Source organism: Arthrobacter sp. Soil761, assembly GCF_001428325.1.
Lineage (GTDB): Bacteria > Actinomycetota > Actinomycetes > Actinomycetales > Micrococcaceae > Arthrobacter.
This window is the reverse complement of sequence record NZ_LMSF01000030.1, coordinates 264,861-279,406: the sequence shown is the minus strand read 5'-3', so window position 1 is coordinate 279,406 and position 14,546 is coordinate 264,861. Positions and strand designations below refer to the sequence as shown.

12 protein-coding genes are annotated in these 14,546 nt (G+C 67.7%); 6 read left to right on the top strand and 6 right to left on the bottom strand.

Translation table 11 applies throughout. The features are described 5' to 3' along the window. Nucleotides 1-68: 68 nt before the first annotated feature. Nucleotides 69-455: a DUF3499 domain-containing protein gene (locus ASG79_RS19990; protein WP_026265913.1), complete on the bottom strand. Its 387-nt coding sequence runs from the start codon at nt 453-455 to the stop codon at nt 69-71. 117 nt (nt 456-572) lie between these two features. On the opposite strand from ASG79_RS19990, the gene ASG79_RS19985 reads away from it, so the two are divergent. Then, the gene (locus tag ASG79_RS19985; protein WP_018770153.1) at nt 573-1,085 is read left to right on the top strand and encodes a metallopeptidase family protein; all 513 of its coding nucleotides are present in this window, start codon (nt 573-575) and stop codon (nt 1,083-1,085) included. A gap of 19 nt (nt 1,086-1,104) precedes the next feature. On the opposite strand, the gene ASG79_RS19980 is transcribed toward ASG79_RS19985, so the two are convergent. From ASG79_RS19980 to ASG79_RS23220, 3 genes are read right to left on the bottom strand one after another with little or no spacing between them, the layout of a single operon-like run. Then, nucleotides 1,105-2,811 (bottom strand): DUF5719 family protein, encoded by a 1,707-nt coding sequence (locus ASG79_RS19980; RefSeq protein WP_056393495.1) that lies wholly within the window; start codon nt 2,809-2,811, stop codon nt 1,105-1,107. Further along, a complete protein-coding gene (locus ASG79_RS19975) occupies nt 2,804-6,172 on the bottom strand; it encodes a glycosyltransferase family 2 protein (RefSeq protein WP_018770155.1) in 3,369 nt (1,122 codons plus the stop codon). The genes ASG79_RS19980 and ASG79_RS19975 overlap by 8 nt, the downstream gene beginning before the upstream one ends. A 29-nt stretch (nt 6,173-6,201) precedes the next feature. After that, nucleotides 6,202-6,735, bottom strand: coding sequence for a WhiB family transcriptional regulator (locus ASG79_RS23220; RefSeq protein WP_018770156.1), 534 nt, complete (start codon nt 6,733-6,735; stop codon nt 6,202-6,204). 392 nt (nt 6,736-7,127) lie between these two features. Here ASG79_RS23220 and ASG79_RS19965 point away from each other — a divergent pair, with 392 nt between their 5' ends. Further along, on the top strand, nt 7,128-7,829 hold the full coding sequence (locus tag ASG79_RS19965; protein WP_018770157.1) for a TIGR03089 family protein: 702 nt from the start codon (nt 7,128-7,130) through the stop codon (nt 7,827-7,829). A gap of 14 nt (nt 7,830-7,843) precedes the next feature. Here ASG79_RS19965 and ASG79_RS19960 read toward each other — a convergent pair whose 3' ends face one another. Next, nucleotides 7,844-8,404 carry a GtrA family protein gene (locus ASG79_RS19960; protein WP_018770158.1) on the bottom strand — a complete coding sequence of 187 codons (561 nt, stop codon included), beginning with the start codon at nt 8,402-8,404 and terminating at the stop codon, nt 7,844-7,846. 174 nt (nt 8,405-8,578) lie between these two features. Between ASG79_RS19960 and ASG79_RS19955 the strand changes: the two genes are divergently transcribed. The 4 genes from ASG79_RS19955 (at nt 8,579) to manA (ending at nt 13,342) form a co-directional block, all read left to right on the top strand. After that, a complete protein-coding gene (locus ASG79_RS19955; RefSeq protein ID WP_082581842.1) occupies nt 8,579-9,775 on the top strand; it encodes a 5-(carboxyamino)imidazole ribonucleotide synthase in 1,197 nt (398 codons plus the stop codon). Continuing rightward, entirely contained in the window at nt 9,772-10,356 is a 585-nt protein-coding gene (gene purE, locus ASG79_RS19950) for a 5-(carboxyamino)imidazole ribonucleotide mutase (RefSeq protein ID WP_018770160.1), read from the top strand. The genes ASG79_RS19955 and purE overlap by 4 nt, the downstream gene beginning before the upstream one ends. A 10-nt stretch (nt 10,357-10,366) precedes the next feature. After that, on the top strand, nt 10,367-12,016 hold the full coding sequence (locus ASG79_RS19945) for an LCP family protein (RefSeq protein WP_018770161.1): 1,650 nt from the start codon (nt 10,367-10,369) through the stop codon (nt 12,014-12,016). A gap of 81 nt (nt 12,017-12,097) precedes the next feature. Beyond that, the gene (gene manA / locus ASG79_RS19940) at nt 12,098-13,342 is read left to right on the top strand and encodes a mannose-6-phosphate isomerase, class I (RefSeq protein ID WP_018770162.1); all 1,245 of its coding nucleotides are present in this window, start codon (nt 12,098-12,100) and stop codon (nt 13,340-13,342) included. 78 nt (nt 13,343-13,420) lie between these two features. Here manA and ASG79_RS19935 read toward each other — a convergent pair whose 3' ends face one another. Next, nucleotides 13,421-14,476, bottom strand: a complete 1,056-nt coding sequence (locus ASG79_RS19935) for a lipid II:glycine glycyltransferase FemX (RefSeq protein WP_056393491.1) — start codon at nt 14,474-14,476, stop codon at nt 13,421-13,423. Nucleotides 14,477-14,546 lie beyond the last annotated feature (70 nt).

Genomic DNA, 14,546 nt, shown 5'->3' with positions numbered 1-14,546 from the left:
TCCCTGGCGGGCGCGCTCGCGCCGGTAGCGGAAAGATGTGCAGCTTCCAGCGTACCGCCAGATGGAGGTCAGGAAGGTTCCCGGAGGACCCGCAGGTGCCCCCGGCGTACCCCTTCGGCGCCCGCAGGAGCTTCAAGGGCGGAATGGTGGCCGCGCTGGGCGCTTGGCTGGGCTTCCGGGGGGAGGGCAGCGGCGTCCCGTACGGCGTTGGCGAGCGCCAAAAGGTCATCCGGCCCTGGCTGCTGGGGGGTCGACGGCATGGCCAGGCGCAGCACTTCCCAGCCGCGGGGAACGGTCAACGAGTCAGCGTGTTGCTCGCAGAGGTCGTAGCAGTGCGGCTCCGCATACGTGGCCAGCGGACCCAGGACTGCGGTGGAGTCTGCATACACGTACGTCAGGGTGGCTACCGCCGACTGGCGGCAGGCTGACCTTGAACACTGACGGATAGCTCCCACGACATCACAGACTACCCCTTGGCTGCGCAAAAACCGCGCATTGGCGCACGGGCCGACGCGTCTCCGCAGCCACAGGGATGTATCGCGTAAATCCTCCCCCGGGTTTAGAGTCGATGTATGCAGTCATCGAACCATGAATCAGGCTTTTCGGTCCGGTTGGCTGACCCGGATGCCAGCACGGCAACGGGCGTGGAGACTGCCGGCAGGAGCTTCTTCAGGCGGCGCCGGAACCGCCACGGGCGTGGCCTTCGCGGTGAGGTGATGCTGCCCACGCACCCCGGATACCGGACGCGTGCCGACCGCTTTGACGACATGGTGCTGGATTCAGCCCAGCGGCTGCACGATATTTGGGGCAAAACACTGGACGGCGTGCGCTTTGGTGTGGACGAGATCCCGCCGGACCTTGAGCAGCTGGCCGCCCATGCCACCACGCCGCCGATGGGTTCCTACACACCCGCTTCCGGTGATGACGGGCCCATGATTACGGTGTACCGGCGGGTTGTGGAGCAGGCCTGCTCCAGCGTGGAAGAGCTCCAGGACCTGGTCCACGATGTGGTGGTGGAACACACGGCCGAGATGCTCGGCGTGGCTCCGGAAACCTTGGATCCCGTGTACCGCCGCCGCTATTGATAACGGCAGCCGGGAACCTTTAGTAGCCCAGCGTGACCGGGACTGTTTCCCGCCCGGCCGCAGCAGCCAGGAAAGCCAGGGAGGAAACATCGTTCCGGCCGTCCTGTCCCACGAGCACCGCTCCATAGGCTGCGCCGCCTGACGCGGACACGACATAGCCCACGACGTCGGCCCCGTCGGCCTGTGCCGGAATGCTGATGGAGGCGGTTGTCCCCCCGGCGATGTCCGCGGTGGCCGCCGGCCGCACCTTTCCATCAGCCGTGATGGGTGCGTAAGTGATGGTGGCCCGGGCGTCCAGGGCGCCGAAAACCAGCTGGCGAAGTCCTCCCTTGGGAACGGGAACCACGTGCTGGCTGCCGAGCCGCACGGCGGACGCCGCCCATGCCACGTCCAGGGGCTGACCCGCCTGGAGGCCGCGGCCCATGCGTGCTGCCGCAACGAAGGACACGTCGGATGAGGCCGCGACGGTGTACTGGCCGGCAGGAACCCCGGCCAGGGATACTTCCGTGGTTGACCCGGCTTTCGCGGTGATAACACCGCCGGAGGGAAGCGCATGCTGGCCGTCCCGACCGTACAGCTTGATCTCCACCACGGCGTCGGAGGCGCCGGGAACGGTCAGCTCCAGGGCGGGGCCCGCGTCCCGGTACCCCGGCTGCCCGGTCAGTGCAGCGACACCGGCCGGATCCTGGATGTCCACCCCCGTCATTACCTGGCGGACTGCGGGCGCAGCCCCCGGGCTAATGAAATCCACGCCGCCCGGGGTAAGGCCGCGCAGGACACTTTGCTGGATTGACGCGGCAACCGGGCCACCGGCGCTGCGGACATGCACGCTGAGCTGGGACTCGTTGGGCGCCAGCCCTGCGAGGACTACGCTGCGCGTGGTGCCGGGGGCAACCAGCAGTCCGCGGCTGCCCGGAGCCTGGATCTGACCGCCCGCCCCGAACAGCTCCAGGCTCACGGTGGCAGGAGTGCTGGAGGCATTGGTCAGCGCCAGCACGGAGGTGCGGCCAAGCGTGGTGGCGGCACCTGCAAGCCACTGGTCGTTGGAGGGTTGCGCGCACGTCGCCGCGGCACTGCCCTGGAGGTCGCCGTCGCTGGCGGTGTACTTCATGGCACCCGCAGCCGATGCGTTCTGGTTTGCCAGGGCGTTGGCACTGAGGACATTGACCTGGTCCACCGCGCGGTCGGCAACTACTCCGGCAAGGAGCTCCTGGGGGGTGCCGGCAGTGGGCGCCGCGCCGGGGTCCTTGGCGATTTCGACGGCGGCCGTTCCGTCCAGTCCTGACAGCCGGCTCCCCGGCAGCACGCCGCCCGCGCCAAGCACAGCGGCGCTGACCCTGGTTGCGGCCGTGGCTGACTCGGGCCGGAACTGGGCGTCAGTGCCCGCGTCGGTGCCTTCCAGCAGCCGCGCAGGCCCGGGGCAGACTCCGACGCTGGCTCCTGCGGGAACAGCGGCTTCCGCGGCCGGCACAGTCCGGCTGGTTTCCGGATGCGGCGTCAATGACCCCGCGGCCACCACGGCACCGGTGCCGGCAAGGATGAGGACGCCTGCCGCCACTCCGGCCGCGGATGCTGCGCGGCCCTTGGCGCCGGGCAGCCGGGTAGCGCCGCGGCCGGATGCCTTCCTGTCTGTCCCGGTCCCGGTCCGCTCCGGGGCCGGCTGCTTGGTTGCGGGCTGCGTTCCGGCATCGGACTGCGCCGTGGCCGGTGGGGTGTGGTCATGCATGTTGGTGTTCCTTACGCAAGGAGCCCTCGTCACGGGAGAGGCCGGTCCGCGGCCGTCGGGCCGGCATGGGGATGGCAAGGATGACTGTCAGTCCGATCACCGTGATCTGGGCGGCGGCAGTCCAGAAGGACCACGGGTTTTCGTACCGGACGGTAAGCCGGCCTCCCGATGCCGGAAGGGTAAACGCCTGGGACCAGCCTGAGGTGGTGGAGGTCAGCTTCCGCCCATCGAGCCAGGCAGTCCACCCGGGATCAGCGCGTTCGGCAAGCACCACCAAACGGCCTTCGGCACCTGGCGGGACTGCGGCGTCGACCTCATCAGTTCCGGATGCCACCAGCGCCGTGACCGCGCCGCGGGGATCGACAATGCGGACACGGTGGGCAACATCGGCGGCCTGGATGACCGGCTGGTTCAGCGGGCTGATGCGCCACAGCCAGCCAACGTCGGTCTGTCCCACGGCCACCAGGCCGGGAACTGCATCCATCCGGCTGGCGGTCAGCTGGGCTGCGGTGTCCGCGGAGCGGAGCACCACGAATCCGACACCGAGTTGTTCCAGGTCCGTCCGCGGGTCCACGCCCTGCCCGGCAACCAGGGTGGCTGCAACGCGTCGAAGCGCAGCGGTGACGTCGTCGTCGCCACGTACCTCTTCCGCGCCGGGAGCGCCAATGATGTTCCGTGCGGAGGCGATGGCAGACAAGCTGTCCAGGGTGGTGCCGCTCCCTCGCATGAGGGATGCGTTGAAGGTACCGTCGTCGCCGGTACGGAGCAGGAGGGTTCGTGTCTGCTCGGGTCCGATCCCCCTGTCAATGGCGGTGGCGGGAAGGGACCGTCCGGCAGTGGCTTCCACCAGCCGCGGCGCGCCCAGGGCTCCCCCGGCCCCGGAAGGGGCTGGGCTGGTGGCATCTCCCAGCGTGGCCACTGAAGGCGCGGCCGTTGCTCCGGCCGGGCGCAGCAGGTTTTGCGCGGACCAGGCGGCCATTCCGGCCAACGGTCCTGCCAGCAGTACCACCAGGCCCAGTGCCAGGCCGGCGCGTGCCGCAGTCCGGGTCTTGGCCCCGGTACCGGAAGCCCGTGCCGCAGCGGACAGCAACTTCTCGGCTCCGAGGAGGGCTGCCGCGAGGAGGGCAAAGGACGCGGCAGACACTGCCGGTCCGGTGAAGGGCGTTACTAGGACGTCCTCGTTCAGGCCCGTGGCAACGTGGCTGGCCAGCCATCCACCGGCAAGGAAGATCACCGCGGCAACCCAGAACCATCTGGCAGTCCCGGCACGCCGCCCGGGGCCCAGGAGACCCACCACGGCAAGGACCAGCACGGGCACGGCGACCAGCAGTGCCAGCAGCAGGGCCCACGGCATCGGTCCGCCCGCGAAGGCCGCCAGCCCCTGTATGCCGCCAGCAGGGTCGAATGACAGGGGCTGGCCCAGGATCTGCTGCCAGAGTGGGGCGGCGTCGAATCCCAGCGGGAGTCCGGGGTCGGCCAGGAGTGCCCTCGGCCGGTCAAGCGTCGACAACGCGAAGGGGACAAACAAGGCTGCACTGGGCAACAGCGCCCACCACACTGTCCGCCCGCGCCGTCCCAGCAGGACCCCGCAGAGCACGATGACCGCGGCCGCAGGGACAAGCAAAGAGGGCGCCGACGCCGTTGTGACCGCCAGCGCAAGGCCGGCAGCTGCGGCGGCCGTCCATGATGGCACCCCGTTGATGCCCGCCTTGGCCGGCGGCAGTTCGGCCGGCCGGTCGTCAAGGGCTGACGCGGGGTTGAAACGGCCGTGGCCTACCGCCGAGCCCGTAGCGCGCAGCAGGCCCAGGACCACCAGCGGCAGCATGATGTGCGCGATCAACGCACCGGCGCGACCCTGGTTCAGTGCCACCTGGAGTGCTGGAGCAGCAGCCCAAAAAATCGCCGCCACGAACCTGAGCCGGCGGCGCACTGTGACCCCGCCCGCGGCGAACCACGCGGTGAGTCCGGACAGCGGGGCCCCGAGCAGGAGCAGCCACGCCATGGCGGGGTTGGCGTCACCTCCGCCGAGGACGCCGATGATCCAGAGCACGTAGTCAAAGGGATCGCCGTGCCCCGGGAGTCCCGCCCCCAGGCTGATCCACCAGCTCGAGGCATGGTGCCAGATATCGCCCAATTGGGCGGAGACAGGAATCAGGGCGCCCCCGGTTACGGCCCCCGCGCGGAACAGCCCCGCCAGGGCCAGGAGCGAGGCGACCGCCGCAATAATGACGGCAGCCAGGGCGCCGTTACCCACCCATCCGCGTTTGCTGGTGGCCAGGGCGGCGAAATCGTCCGCGGCATCGCCGGTGGGCTGGTGCGCGAGCGGGTCCTGCACGAGGTGGTCTGCGCCAGACCCGTCGGATCCCAGGGCCTCCATCAACGACCTGCGGTGGCTCCAGACCTCGCGTCGGGGCGTTTGGAGCTTGCGGATCACGGACCGGCGGATGCGCCGGGTGCGTTTGGCTGTCCGCCGGGCCCTCGCCACGGCCCCGGGCCGGCCAAGGGCAGCGCAAGTGGCAAGGAGTTGGGAAATGCCGTGGCCGGGATCCTTGACCACAACGCTCAGGACAAGTTTGAAGAGGCTGCCCAGCAGTGCACCGATGCCGTGGAGGGGCACCATCCAGAGCGGGCTGTGCTTCAGGCGCAGGTGGACCTGCGCCTTCCGGGCTGCGGACGGGTTTCCAAGGGCGTGCGGGCGGTGCGCCACATGGAACATACGGGCTGCGGGGACCACCACGACGCGGTGGCCTGCCAGCCGGTTACGCCAGCAGAAGTCGACGTCATCGCCGCTGCCGGGCAGGGCGGGGTCGAAACCGCCCAGGTGTTCCCAGATGTCCCGCCGGACAAGCATGCCTGCGGAGTTGACGGCGAAGGTATCAGTGCGGCCGTCGTACTGGCCCTGGTCCATTTCGTCAGCGTCGATCAGGGTAAGCCGCTCCGCCCACCGGCTGGTGGACAAACCCACATCCATCAACTTCCGCGGCGAATGCCAGTCCAGCTGTTTGCAGCCGGCAACAGTCACTGAAGGCGCACGCTCCACGGCGCCCAGGAGTTCAGCCAAGGCCTCAGGGGCGGGCGCGGCGTCGTCGTGCAACAGCCAGACCCACTCCGTACCCGGACCGTCGACAGTTGCCTCGAAGGGCGCCAGCGCGCCAAGCGCGGCGGAGACGGCGGCGCCCATACCGCCCTTGCCCCGGGGGTGGCTGACAGTGGCGGCCTCCCCCAAGGCTTCCTGAAGGAGGCTGTGCGAGTCGTCGCGGGATCCGGTGTCCACGCCAATGGCGCGGTCCACGGGCCTGGTTTGGGCCGCCAGGGCCGAAAGGGTTCTGGGCAGATAGGCACTGCCGTTGTGGGCGACCACAACGGCAGTGACATGGACATCCTGAAGAATTAGATTGCTCGCTTCCTTAGCCGCCGGCGCTCACGCTCGGAAAGGCCTCCCCAGATGCCGAACCGTTCGTCATTGGCCAGCGCATACTCCAGGCACTGGGACCTGACGTTGCAGGCACCACAGACCTTCTTGGCATCGCGGGTGGAGCCGCCCTTTTCCGGGAAGAATGCTTCCGGATCCGTCTGGGCGCACAATGCGTCCGTCTGCCAGCCAAGTTCGCCCTCGTCGTCGAAGTCCTGCTGGAGCGGAAGTCCAATCCATACCGGCTGGGCGGTACCGGGCGCTGCCAGCTCCATGGGCGGATCCAGGTCGTCTTCCGGCTCGGCGCCGCCGTCAAGGAGGGCCTCGTGTGCCGCAAGGAACGCGGTGGCCTGGTCCTCGAGGATGCTGCCGGAATTCCTGTTGTACCGCTCTGCGGCATCAGGATCGGCGGGGTCAACATACCAATCACTCGGCACCCCCCGCGCACGGTATTTTGCCGTTGCCTGACCGGCCACGACGGCATCTTCCTGGATACGCTCTGCTTGCCCCACGGCGACCCTCCTGATGTTTCAGCCACTGCCTGGATACGTGGACACTCGGTTGTGTGCCGGTATTTACGCAATTGCTTTAGTTACCTAATTACACGTGTGTAACTAGGGCGAGTCAAGCCGTTGCCGGGATAATAGACAGTCCAACCTGGGAAGTTTGCGCACGCCACGCCCGGGATTTCCATTCACCCGGGCGTGGCGGATGCCGCGGGGTGCCGACAAGGGCCAAACAGACCGCAAATTCTCCGGATCCGCGGGGAAAATACCCGGTCCCCGCCGAAATAGCAAGCACGCTTAGCAGTGTGTGTGATTATTATCACCCTGGGAGCCGGCAGGAAACTGCCGCCAGGAAATGGGCACCGCCGGGAGACCCGGGAAGGTGGCAGGATGAAGCCATGACGACAATCCCCGCCATAGACCTGATGGGCACCCTTCGCTCCGGAAATTCCACGGCACCCCGCCTGACCTGGTACGGGCCCGACTCGGAACGGGTGGAACTGTCGGGACGGGTCCTGGACAACTGGGTGGCCAAGACCAGCAACCTGTTGCAGGACGAGCTGGATGCGGAGCCGGGCATGCGCCTGCGGCTCGCGCTGCCGGCCCATTGGAAGGCTTTGGTCTGGGCCCTGGCCGGGTGGCAGCTTGGACTGGAAACCGTGCTCGACGGCGGCCCGGCAGATTTCCTGGCCACGGACGATCCCGCCGGCGCCGGGGAACAGGACGACGCCGTTATTGCAGTTGCGCTGCCCGCCCTGGCCATGCGCTGGACCGGGGAGCTTCCCGCCGGCTGCCTTGACTACGCCGCGGAGGTGCGGTCCCACGGGGATGTGTTCATGCCGCACGCCGACCCGGATCCTTCAGCCTGCGCGCTCCGGACTCACGATGGGCGAACCATCCTGCACAGCGAACTGACCAGCAGTTTCGCCCTGCCGCACTCGGAAGGAGCCAGGGTGCATGTTGCTGCAGACCAGGGACTGGAATCCGCGTTGGCCAACGCGCTGGGGGCCTGGCGGCAGGGCGGCTCCGTGGTGCTGACCCATCCTGACGTGGCGCTTACCGACAAACTGCTCGCAGACGAACGGATCCACGGCAGTTAATCAGGTTGCACAGCCTAGGCCTGCGGACCGCCGTCGGCCGGGGTGGGAGCCGGGCGTTCAGCGGCATGTGCGTGCTCCCTGTGCCGGTGGGCTTCGATGATCTCGTGGTCATGGGAGAACTCCGGCTCCTGGTCCAGTTCCTCGTTGAACACCAGGAAGCGGTACGCGAAGAAGCGGACCACCGTGGCGACCAGGATGCCGGCCACACCCGCCAGGAACAGCAGGTTCTTGTCGTCGATGCCCATCCAGTATTTGGCCAGTGCCGTGAATCCGGTGGAGATACCGATGCCAATGCCATTGATGATGGCGAACATGACAAATTCGCGGAGGATGTTGGCCTGGCGGCGGTGACGGAACGTCCAGAAACGGTTCGCCACCCATGAGAAGACGGTAGCGACAGTGGCACCCACAAAGCGGGCCTTCGCCTCGCTGTCCGACATGGGACCGTGCATCAGGTAATACGTCAGCCCGTTGTCGATGACGAACGCCACACCGCCCACCGCACCAAATTTGGCCACCTCGCGCCAGAAGAGTGAGGCGAGTCCCCGGATACGATCTGAAAGTGCGCTAAACATGACCCTCCATGGCCGTCCGAACTGTGGGCCACACGGCCAAATGCCCATTTTAGCCCCCAAAGCTTTGAGCATGTGTTGCCGGCCAGCAGACCGGGTAGCCCAGCGGCGTAAAATCTGCGTCCCCCGCCGGGCGGGAAAAGCGGGATCGGGCCCCTCTTCGGTAGGCTGGCAGATGTGACTTTCCCAGTGATAGGCGTGGTTGGCGGCGGCCAGCTCGCGCGAATGATGGCCCCTGCCGCTACCGCACTCGGCTTTGAACTCCGCGTCCTGGCCGAGGGCGACGACGTTTCCGCAGTGTCGGCCGTACCGGCCACGCCGGTGGGCGATTACAAGGACCTGCAGACGCTCCTGGAATTTTCCAAGGGCCTGGACGTGATGACGTTCGACCACGAGCACGTGCCGACGGACCACCTTCGAGCCCTCCTGGAGGCCGGAGTCAACGTCCAGCCCGGACCGGACGCCCTGGTCCATGCCCAGGACAAACTGGTCATGCGTGCCGCCATCGACCGGCTGGAACTGCCCAACCCGGCCTGGGCGTCGGTCGCGGACGTGGACGCGCTGGTCCGCTTCGGCGACGAAACCGGTTGGCCTGTCGTGTTGAAGACCCCACGGGGCGGCTACGACGGCAAGGGGGTCCGGATCGTGGGCTCAGCAGACGAGGCCGCTGAAGCCGGGGACTGGTTTGCCGCCATGAGTCCCCTGCTGGCAGAGGCGAAAGTCGAGTTCACCCGCGAGCTCTCCGCCCTCGTGGCACGCACGCCCGACGGCGAGGCACGGGCCTGGCCGGTGGTCCACACCATCCAGGTGGACGGTGTCTGCGACGAGGTGATTGCTCCCGCGCTGGACATTCCGCTGGAGGTTGCTGCCGCCGCGGAGGACGCCGCCCTGCGCATCGCCGCCGAGTTGGATGTGACCGGCGTCCTTGCCGTGGAACTCTTCGAAACACCGGGCAGCGGTGCCGGATTCCTTATCAACGAACTGGCAATGCGTCCGCACAACACCGGCCACTGGACCCAGGACGGTTCAATTACCAGCCAGTTCGAACAACATCTTCGCGCCGTCCTGAACCTGCCCCTGGGCGCCACCGATGCGCTGGCGCCCGTCGCGGTCATGAAGAACTTCCTGGGCGGGGACAACCAGGACCTGTACTCCGCCTACCCCATGGCTCTCGCCGCCGAGCCGGCCGCCAAAATCCACTGCTACGGCAAATCAGTGCGGCCCGGACGTAAGATCGGCCACGTCAACCTGCTGGGATCGTCAACCGCGGAAGTCGACGCGGTGCGCCGGCGGGCCACGGCCGTGGCAGGCATCATCCGTGATGGACGGGTTGGCACCGAAGAACCTTCCGCAATATTCGAGGAGAATGCATGAGCGCCGAAGCAACCACAGCCGCCGGTTCCGGCGCCGGTCCCCTGGTGGGGCTGGTCATGGGCTCCGACTCGGACTGGCCCGTCATGGAGGCTGCGGCCGACGCCCTGGCCGAGTTCGGCATCCCCTTTGAAGCGGACGTCGTATCGGCCCACCGGATGCCCACCGAGATGATCCGGTACGGCCAGACCGCCCACGAACGCGGCCTGCGGGTCATCATTGCCGGCGCAGGCGGCGCCGCCCACCTGCCGGGCATGCTCGCCAGCGTCACGCCGCTGCCCGTGATCGGCGTTCCCGTTCCCCTGAAGACCCTTGACGGAATGGACTCCCTGCTGTCCATCGTCCAGATGCCGGCCGGCGTGCCGGTTGCCACGGTATCCATCGCAGGGGCGCGGAACGCCGGGCTCCTGGCCGTACGGATGCTGGCCTCCGGCACAGATGAGCTTGCCTCTTCATTGCGGGCGGACCTCCTGGATTTTGCCGCCGACCTCAACGCCGTCGCCTCCCGCAAGGGGGCCAGCCTGCGGCAAAAAGTCAGCGAAGTCTTCCCCGGCGGCTCAAGCGCTCTCCGGGGCAGCCGTTAGGGCGGCGGGCATGGCCAGCAGCAGCAGCGTGCTCAACACCGGCTCCGGCGCCTCCATGACGGACCCGGTACGCTATCCGGTCAGTGCTTCCCCCGCGGTCCGTACCAAGCGTGCGTTCGTGCTGGTCCTGTTGACGCTCCTGGTACCGGGCAGCGCGCAACTCGTCGCCGGGGACCGGAAGCTGGGGCGGACTGCCCTGCGCGTAACGCTCTGCGTGTGGGCGCTCCTGGTACTGACAGTGGCCATGCTGCTGCTCAACCGGAGCCTGGTCATCAATATCCTCACCAACCCGATCACGTCGATGGTGCTGGTGGTCCTGCTGGCGGCGCTGGCGCTCGGCTGGGCTTTCCTCTTCCTGAACACCCTCCGGCTCATCCGGCCTGTCCTGCTGGCTCCGCGGGCGCGTCCCGCCGTCGGCATCGCCCTGGTGCTCGCGCTGGTGGTGGGAAGCGGCTCCCTGGGCTACGCCGCCTACCTGCTGAACGTGGGCCGCAACGCGATCGGCAACATCTTTTCCTCCGGCCCGGCCATGGAGCCCGTGGACGGACGCTACAACTTCCTCATGATGGGCGGCGACGCCGGCGACGACCGCACCGGACGCCGGCCGGACAGCCTCTCCATCCTGAGCGTGGACGCCCAGACGGGGCAGACCGCCATCATTTCGGTCCCCCGGAATTTCCAGAATGCACAGTTCAGCGCCGGCTCCCCCATGCGCGCCCTCTACCCTGACGGGTACAACTGCGGTGACGAATGCCTGATCAACGCCATCAATACCGAGGTCACCAACGAACACGCCGACCTCTACCCCGGCGTGGCAGACCCCGGCGCCCAGGCGACCATGGAGGCCGTTTCCGGCACCCTGGGCATGCAGATCCAGGCCTACGTCCTGGTTGACATGGAGGGCTTCTCGACGCTCATCGACGCCATGGGGGGTATCCGGATCAAAGCCGGGGGCTGGGTTCCCATGAGCGGCTATTTCGACGAGGCCACCAAGACCCACGGCATGCCGCTGGGATGGATCCCCGCCGGAGACCAGACGCTCAACGGCGCCCAGGCACTCTGGTACGGGCGCTCCCGCGAGTACGTGGACGACTATTCCCGCATCCAGCGCCAGCAGTGCGTACAGCAGGCCATGTTGAAGCAGCTGGATCCGGCCACCCTGCTGTCCAAGTTCGAGGACATCGCCCGGGCCGGAACAAAGGTGGTGGAGTCCAACATCTCCTCCGCCCAGCTGGGCAGTTTCCTGGACCTCGCCATCAAGGCGAAGGGCAAGGACGTCAAGCGGCTCACCATCGGACCGCCCGACTTCGACCCCTCGTTCTCCACCAACCCTGACTTCGACCAGATCCATGAGCGCGTGGACCAGCTGCTGGCATCAGCATCCGCCAAGGGTGCCCAGTCGGCCGGAATTCCCGACGACGGGATCACGGTTCCCCAGGCCGGCGCCGGCCACGTCCAGGCTGGCGGGGCCGTCCCCGCCAGTCTGCCCGCCGCGGGCAATGCCGCCCAGCAGCCCTCGCCGTCGGACTTCACCCCCGTGACCACGACGCCCGACGGGGAGCCGATCACCGAGGAGATGCTGACCCAGCTCAAGCTCGCGGGCGACGAAGAGGCCATCCGCCAACTCGTGGCGACCAACGGACAGTGCGCCCCGCTGTAACCTTCAGCCCCATCGGGCCAAACACCCAGTGCCCAGCCATCAGGGCCACACATCTGCCCACCCATAAGGAACGGAACGGTTTTGTACGAGATTGAGAACGTCCTCCGGGACTACGCCTGGGGTTCGACGACGGCCATCGCCTCGCTGCTGGGCCGTCCCGAGTCAGGGCGCCCGGAGGCCGAGCTGTGGATCGGGGCACACCCTGACTCTCCCTCGGTGGCCCACCTGCCCGAGGACGGGTCCCGGAGCCCGCTCGATGCCCTCATCTCCTCTGACCCTGAGCATTTCCTGGGCGCTGAATCCGTCTCCGCGTTCGGCCCCCGGCTGCCGTTCCTGGCCAAGATCCTCGCGGCAGCCCAGCCCCTCTCGCTCCAGGTCCACCCGAGCCTGGAACAGGCGCGGGAGGGGTTTGCGCGCGAAAATGAGGCCGGGATCGATCCCCATGCCGCCCACCGGAACTACAAGGATGACAACCACAAGCCGGAGATGATCCTGGCACTCACACCTTTCGAGGCGCTGTGCGGGTTCCGGCCGGCTGCGGAGACCCGGAAGATTTTGCAGCACGTTGCGGCTGCCTTCCATGGCGGCGGACAGGCGCCGGAGCTGCTCCGGGCCCTTCTTGGCGACCTCGACGGTCCGGATGAGGGTGCGGCGCTCCGCCGAGCCTTCGAACGGCTGATCACGGGCGGCACGGACGTGGCAGAGGAAACGGCCCTGGTGGTGGCAGCCCTGGTGTCCGGGGCTCCGCTTGAGCCATACCAGGCAGAGCTGGGTACCGCCATCAGCCTCAACGAAAAGTACCCCGGCGATCCCGGCGTCCTGATTTCGCTGCTGCTGAACAGGATCTCACTGAAGCCGGGCCAGGCGGTCTACCTTCCTGCCGGGAACGTGCACGCGTACCTGCACGGGCTGGGCGTGGAGGTCATGGCTTCCTCGGACAACGTCCTGCGCGGCGGCCTGACGCCCAAGCACGTGGATGTGCCCGAACTCCTGCGCACCATCGACTTCCATCCCGTGGCCGTGCCGATGCTGGACGCCGAAAAGACGGTGCTGGACCAGGACATCTTCCGCCCGCCGTTCCGGGAATTCCAGCTGCAGCGCATCGAACTGGGCCCTGACGCCGGTCCCGTTCCACTGGCCCAGGCCGGACCGGCCGTGATCATCGTGGTGGCAGGTGACGTGTACCTCGACTCCCCCAAGGGGGACCTGCAGCTGTCGCGCGGCGGCAGCGCATTCATCGCCGCTGCGGAAGCTCCGGTCAACGTCCACCGGGCGGCAGGCAGCGACGGCACGGCGCTGGCATTCGCGGTGACCACCGGTCTTTAGCAGGGCCGCGCCGGCAACAACAAAGGGCGACGGCGGCACCCACCCGGGTGCCGCCGTCGCCCTCCTGTCATAGTGCGGTCAGCTAGCCGGCCGCAGCTTCCGGACCAGGGGCACGACACGGCCAGCTGCGGTCTTCACCAGCCGGCGCCCCTGCTGGAGGCCCTTGCGGGCCAGCGGCATGGCTGTGGCGTATGCGGGGTAGAACGGCGACAGCGGCCTGTCCCAGGTGCCCAGCAGCATGTTTTCGTGTTTGGCGAACTGCTTCTTGAAGTCGGAAATGCCGTCGTTGAGCAGGCCGTTGAAGTCGTACCGGCTGCAGCCGTCCTCGCGCATGGACTGCAGGGCCGCCCACTTCACGCCGTAGTTCACGCGCTGCTTCTGCCCCTCGGCAGAGACCCCGCCGTAGAGCTCGAACGCGGTGGCACCGCTGCGGGACAACCACGTGAAGGCAAGCATCTGCTCGCCGGCGAACGCGGCGATGATCGGTGAGGCGTCGCCGAGGTTGCGGAAGATGTCGCGGTAGTACTGGTCTTCGTGGATCCCGAAGCCCGCCCGTGCCGCAGTGTCGTGGTAAATGGCCAGCACCTGTTCCAGCTCGGAGTCGTTCTTGACCTTGCGGAATTCCACGTCGCTTCGCATGGCCTTGCGGATGTTCGCACGTGTGGACTTGGACATCTCCGCCATCAGTTCGTCGTCGGAACGGGTGAGGTCCAGGATGAGCGTGCGCGGGATGAGCACGGTGTTGGCGGACTCGCGGAAGCCGGCGGCCGCGACGGCGCCGGCAAAACCTGAGTCGCGGTCCCAGTCGGGTTCGATGCTGAGGGCCACGCCGCGGTGGCGGAGGGCAGCGTGCTCGGCCAGCCGGTTCAGGACCACCTGGGCGTTCTCCACGGAGCACATGGGGCCGCGCGGAATGTAGACCAGCGCCCGGAAGGGGACGGGAAGCCTGCGGACCAGCAACTGGGCGCAGCCAATGATTTCCTCGCCGGCCTTGACCAGGACCCTGTCCACGGACCAGCCGTGCGTTGCCTTGGTCTCGCCCCAGCCCCACAGCTGTTGCGGATGCCCCTGGAACCGGTCGACGTATTCGTCCCAAAGGGCGCGGTCAGTACAGGGCACAACAGCAGGAATCATGGCTTAAACCCTATACCAAGGCATTAACGGCAAAGCCCCGGTGCGCACGCGGCGCCCCGGGGCCCTGACA

Excerpts from the sequence above, each read along its gene's own strand:
- ASG79_RS19960 (WP_018770158.1), bottom strand. The coding sequence starts at position 8,404 with ATGTTTAGCGCACTTTCAGATCGTATCCGGGGACTCGCCTCACTCTTC.
- ASG79_RS19945 (WP_018770161.1), top strand. The coding sequence starts at position 10,367 with ATGGCCAGCAGCAGCAGCGTGCTCAACACCGGCTCCGGCGCCTCCATG.
- ASG79_RS19965 (WP_018770157.1), top strand. The coding sequence starts at position 7,128 with ATGACGACAATCCCCGCCATAGACCTGATGGGCACCCTTCGCTCCGGA.
- ASG79_RS19980 (WP_056393495.1), bottom strand. The coding sequence starts at position 2,811 with ATGCATGACCACACCCCACCGGCCACGGCGCAGTCCGATGCCGGAACG.
- ASG79_RS19935 (WP_056393491.1), bottom strand. The coding sequence starts at position 14,476 with ATGATTCCTGCTGTTGTGCCCTGTACTGACCGCGCCCTTTGGGACGAA.
- ASG79_RS19985 (WP_018770153.1), top strand. The coding sequence starts at position 573 with ATGCAGTCATCGAACCATGAATCAGGCTTTTCGGTCCGGTTGGCTGAC.
- purE (WP_018770160.1), top strand. The coding sequence starts at position 9,772 with ATGAGCGCCGAAGCAACCACAGCCGCCGGTTCCGGCGCCGGTCCCCTG.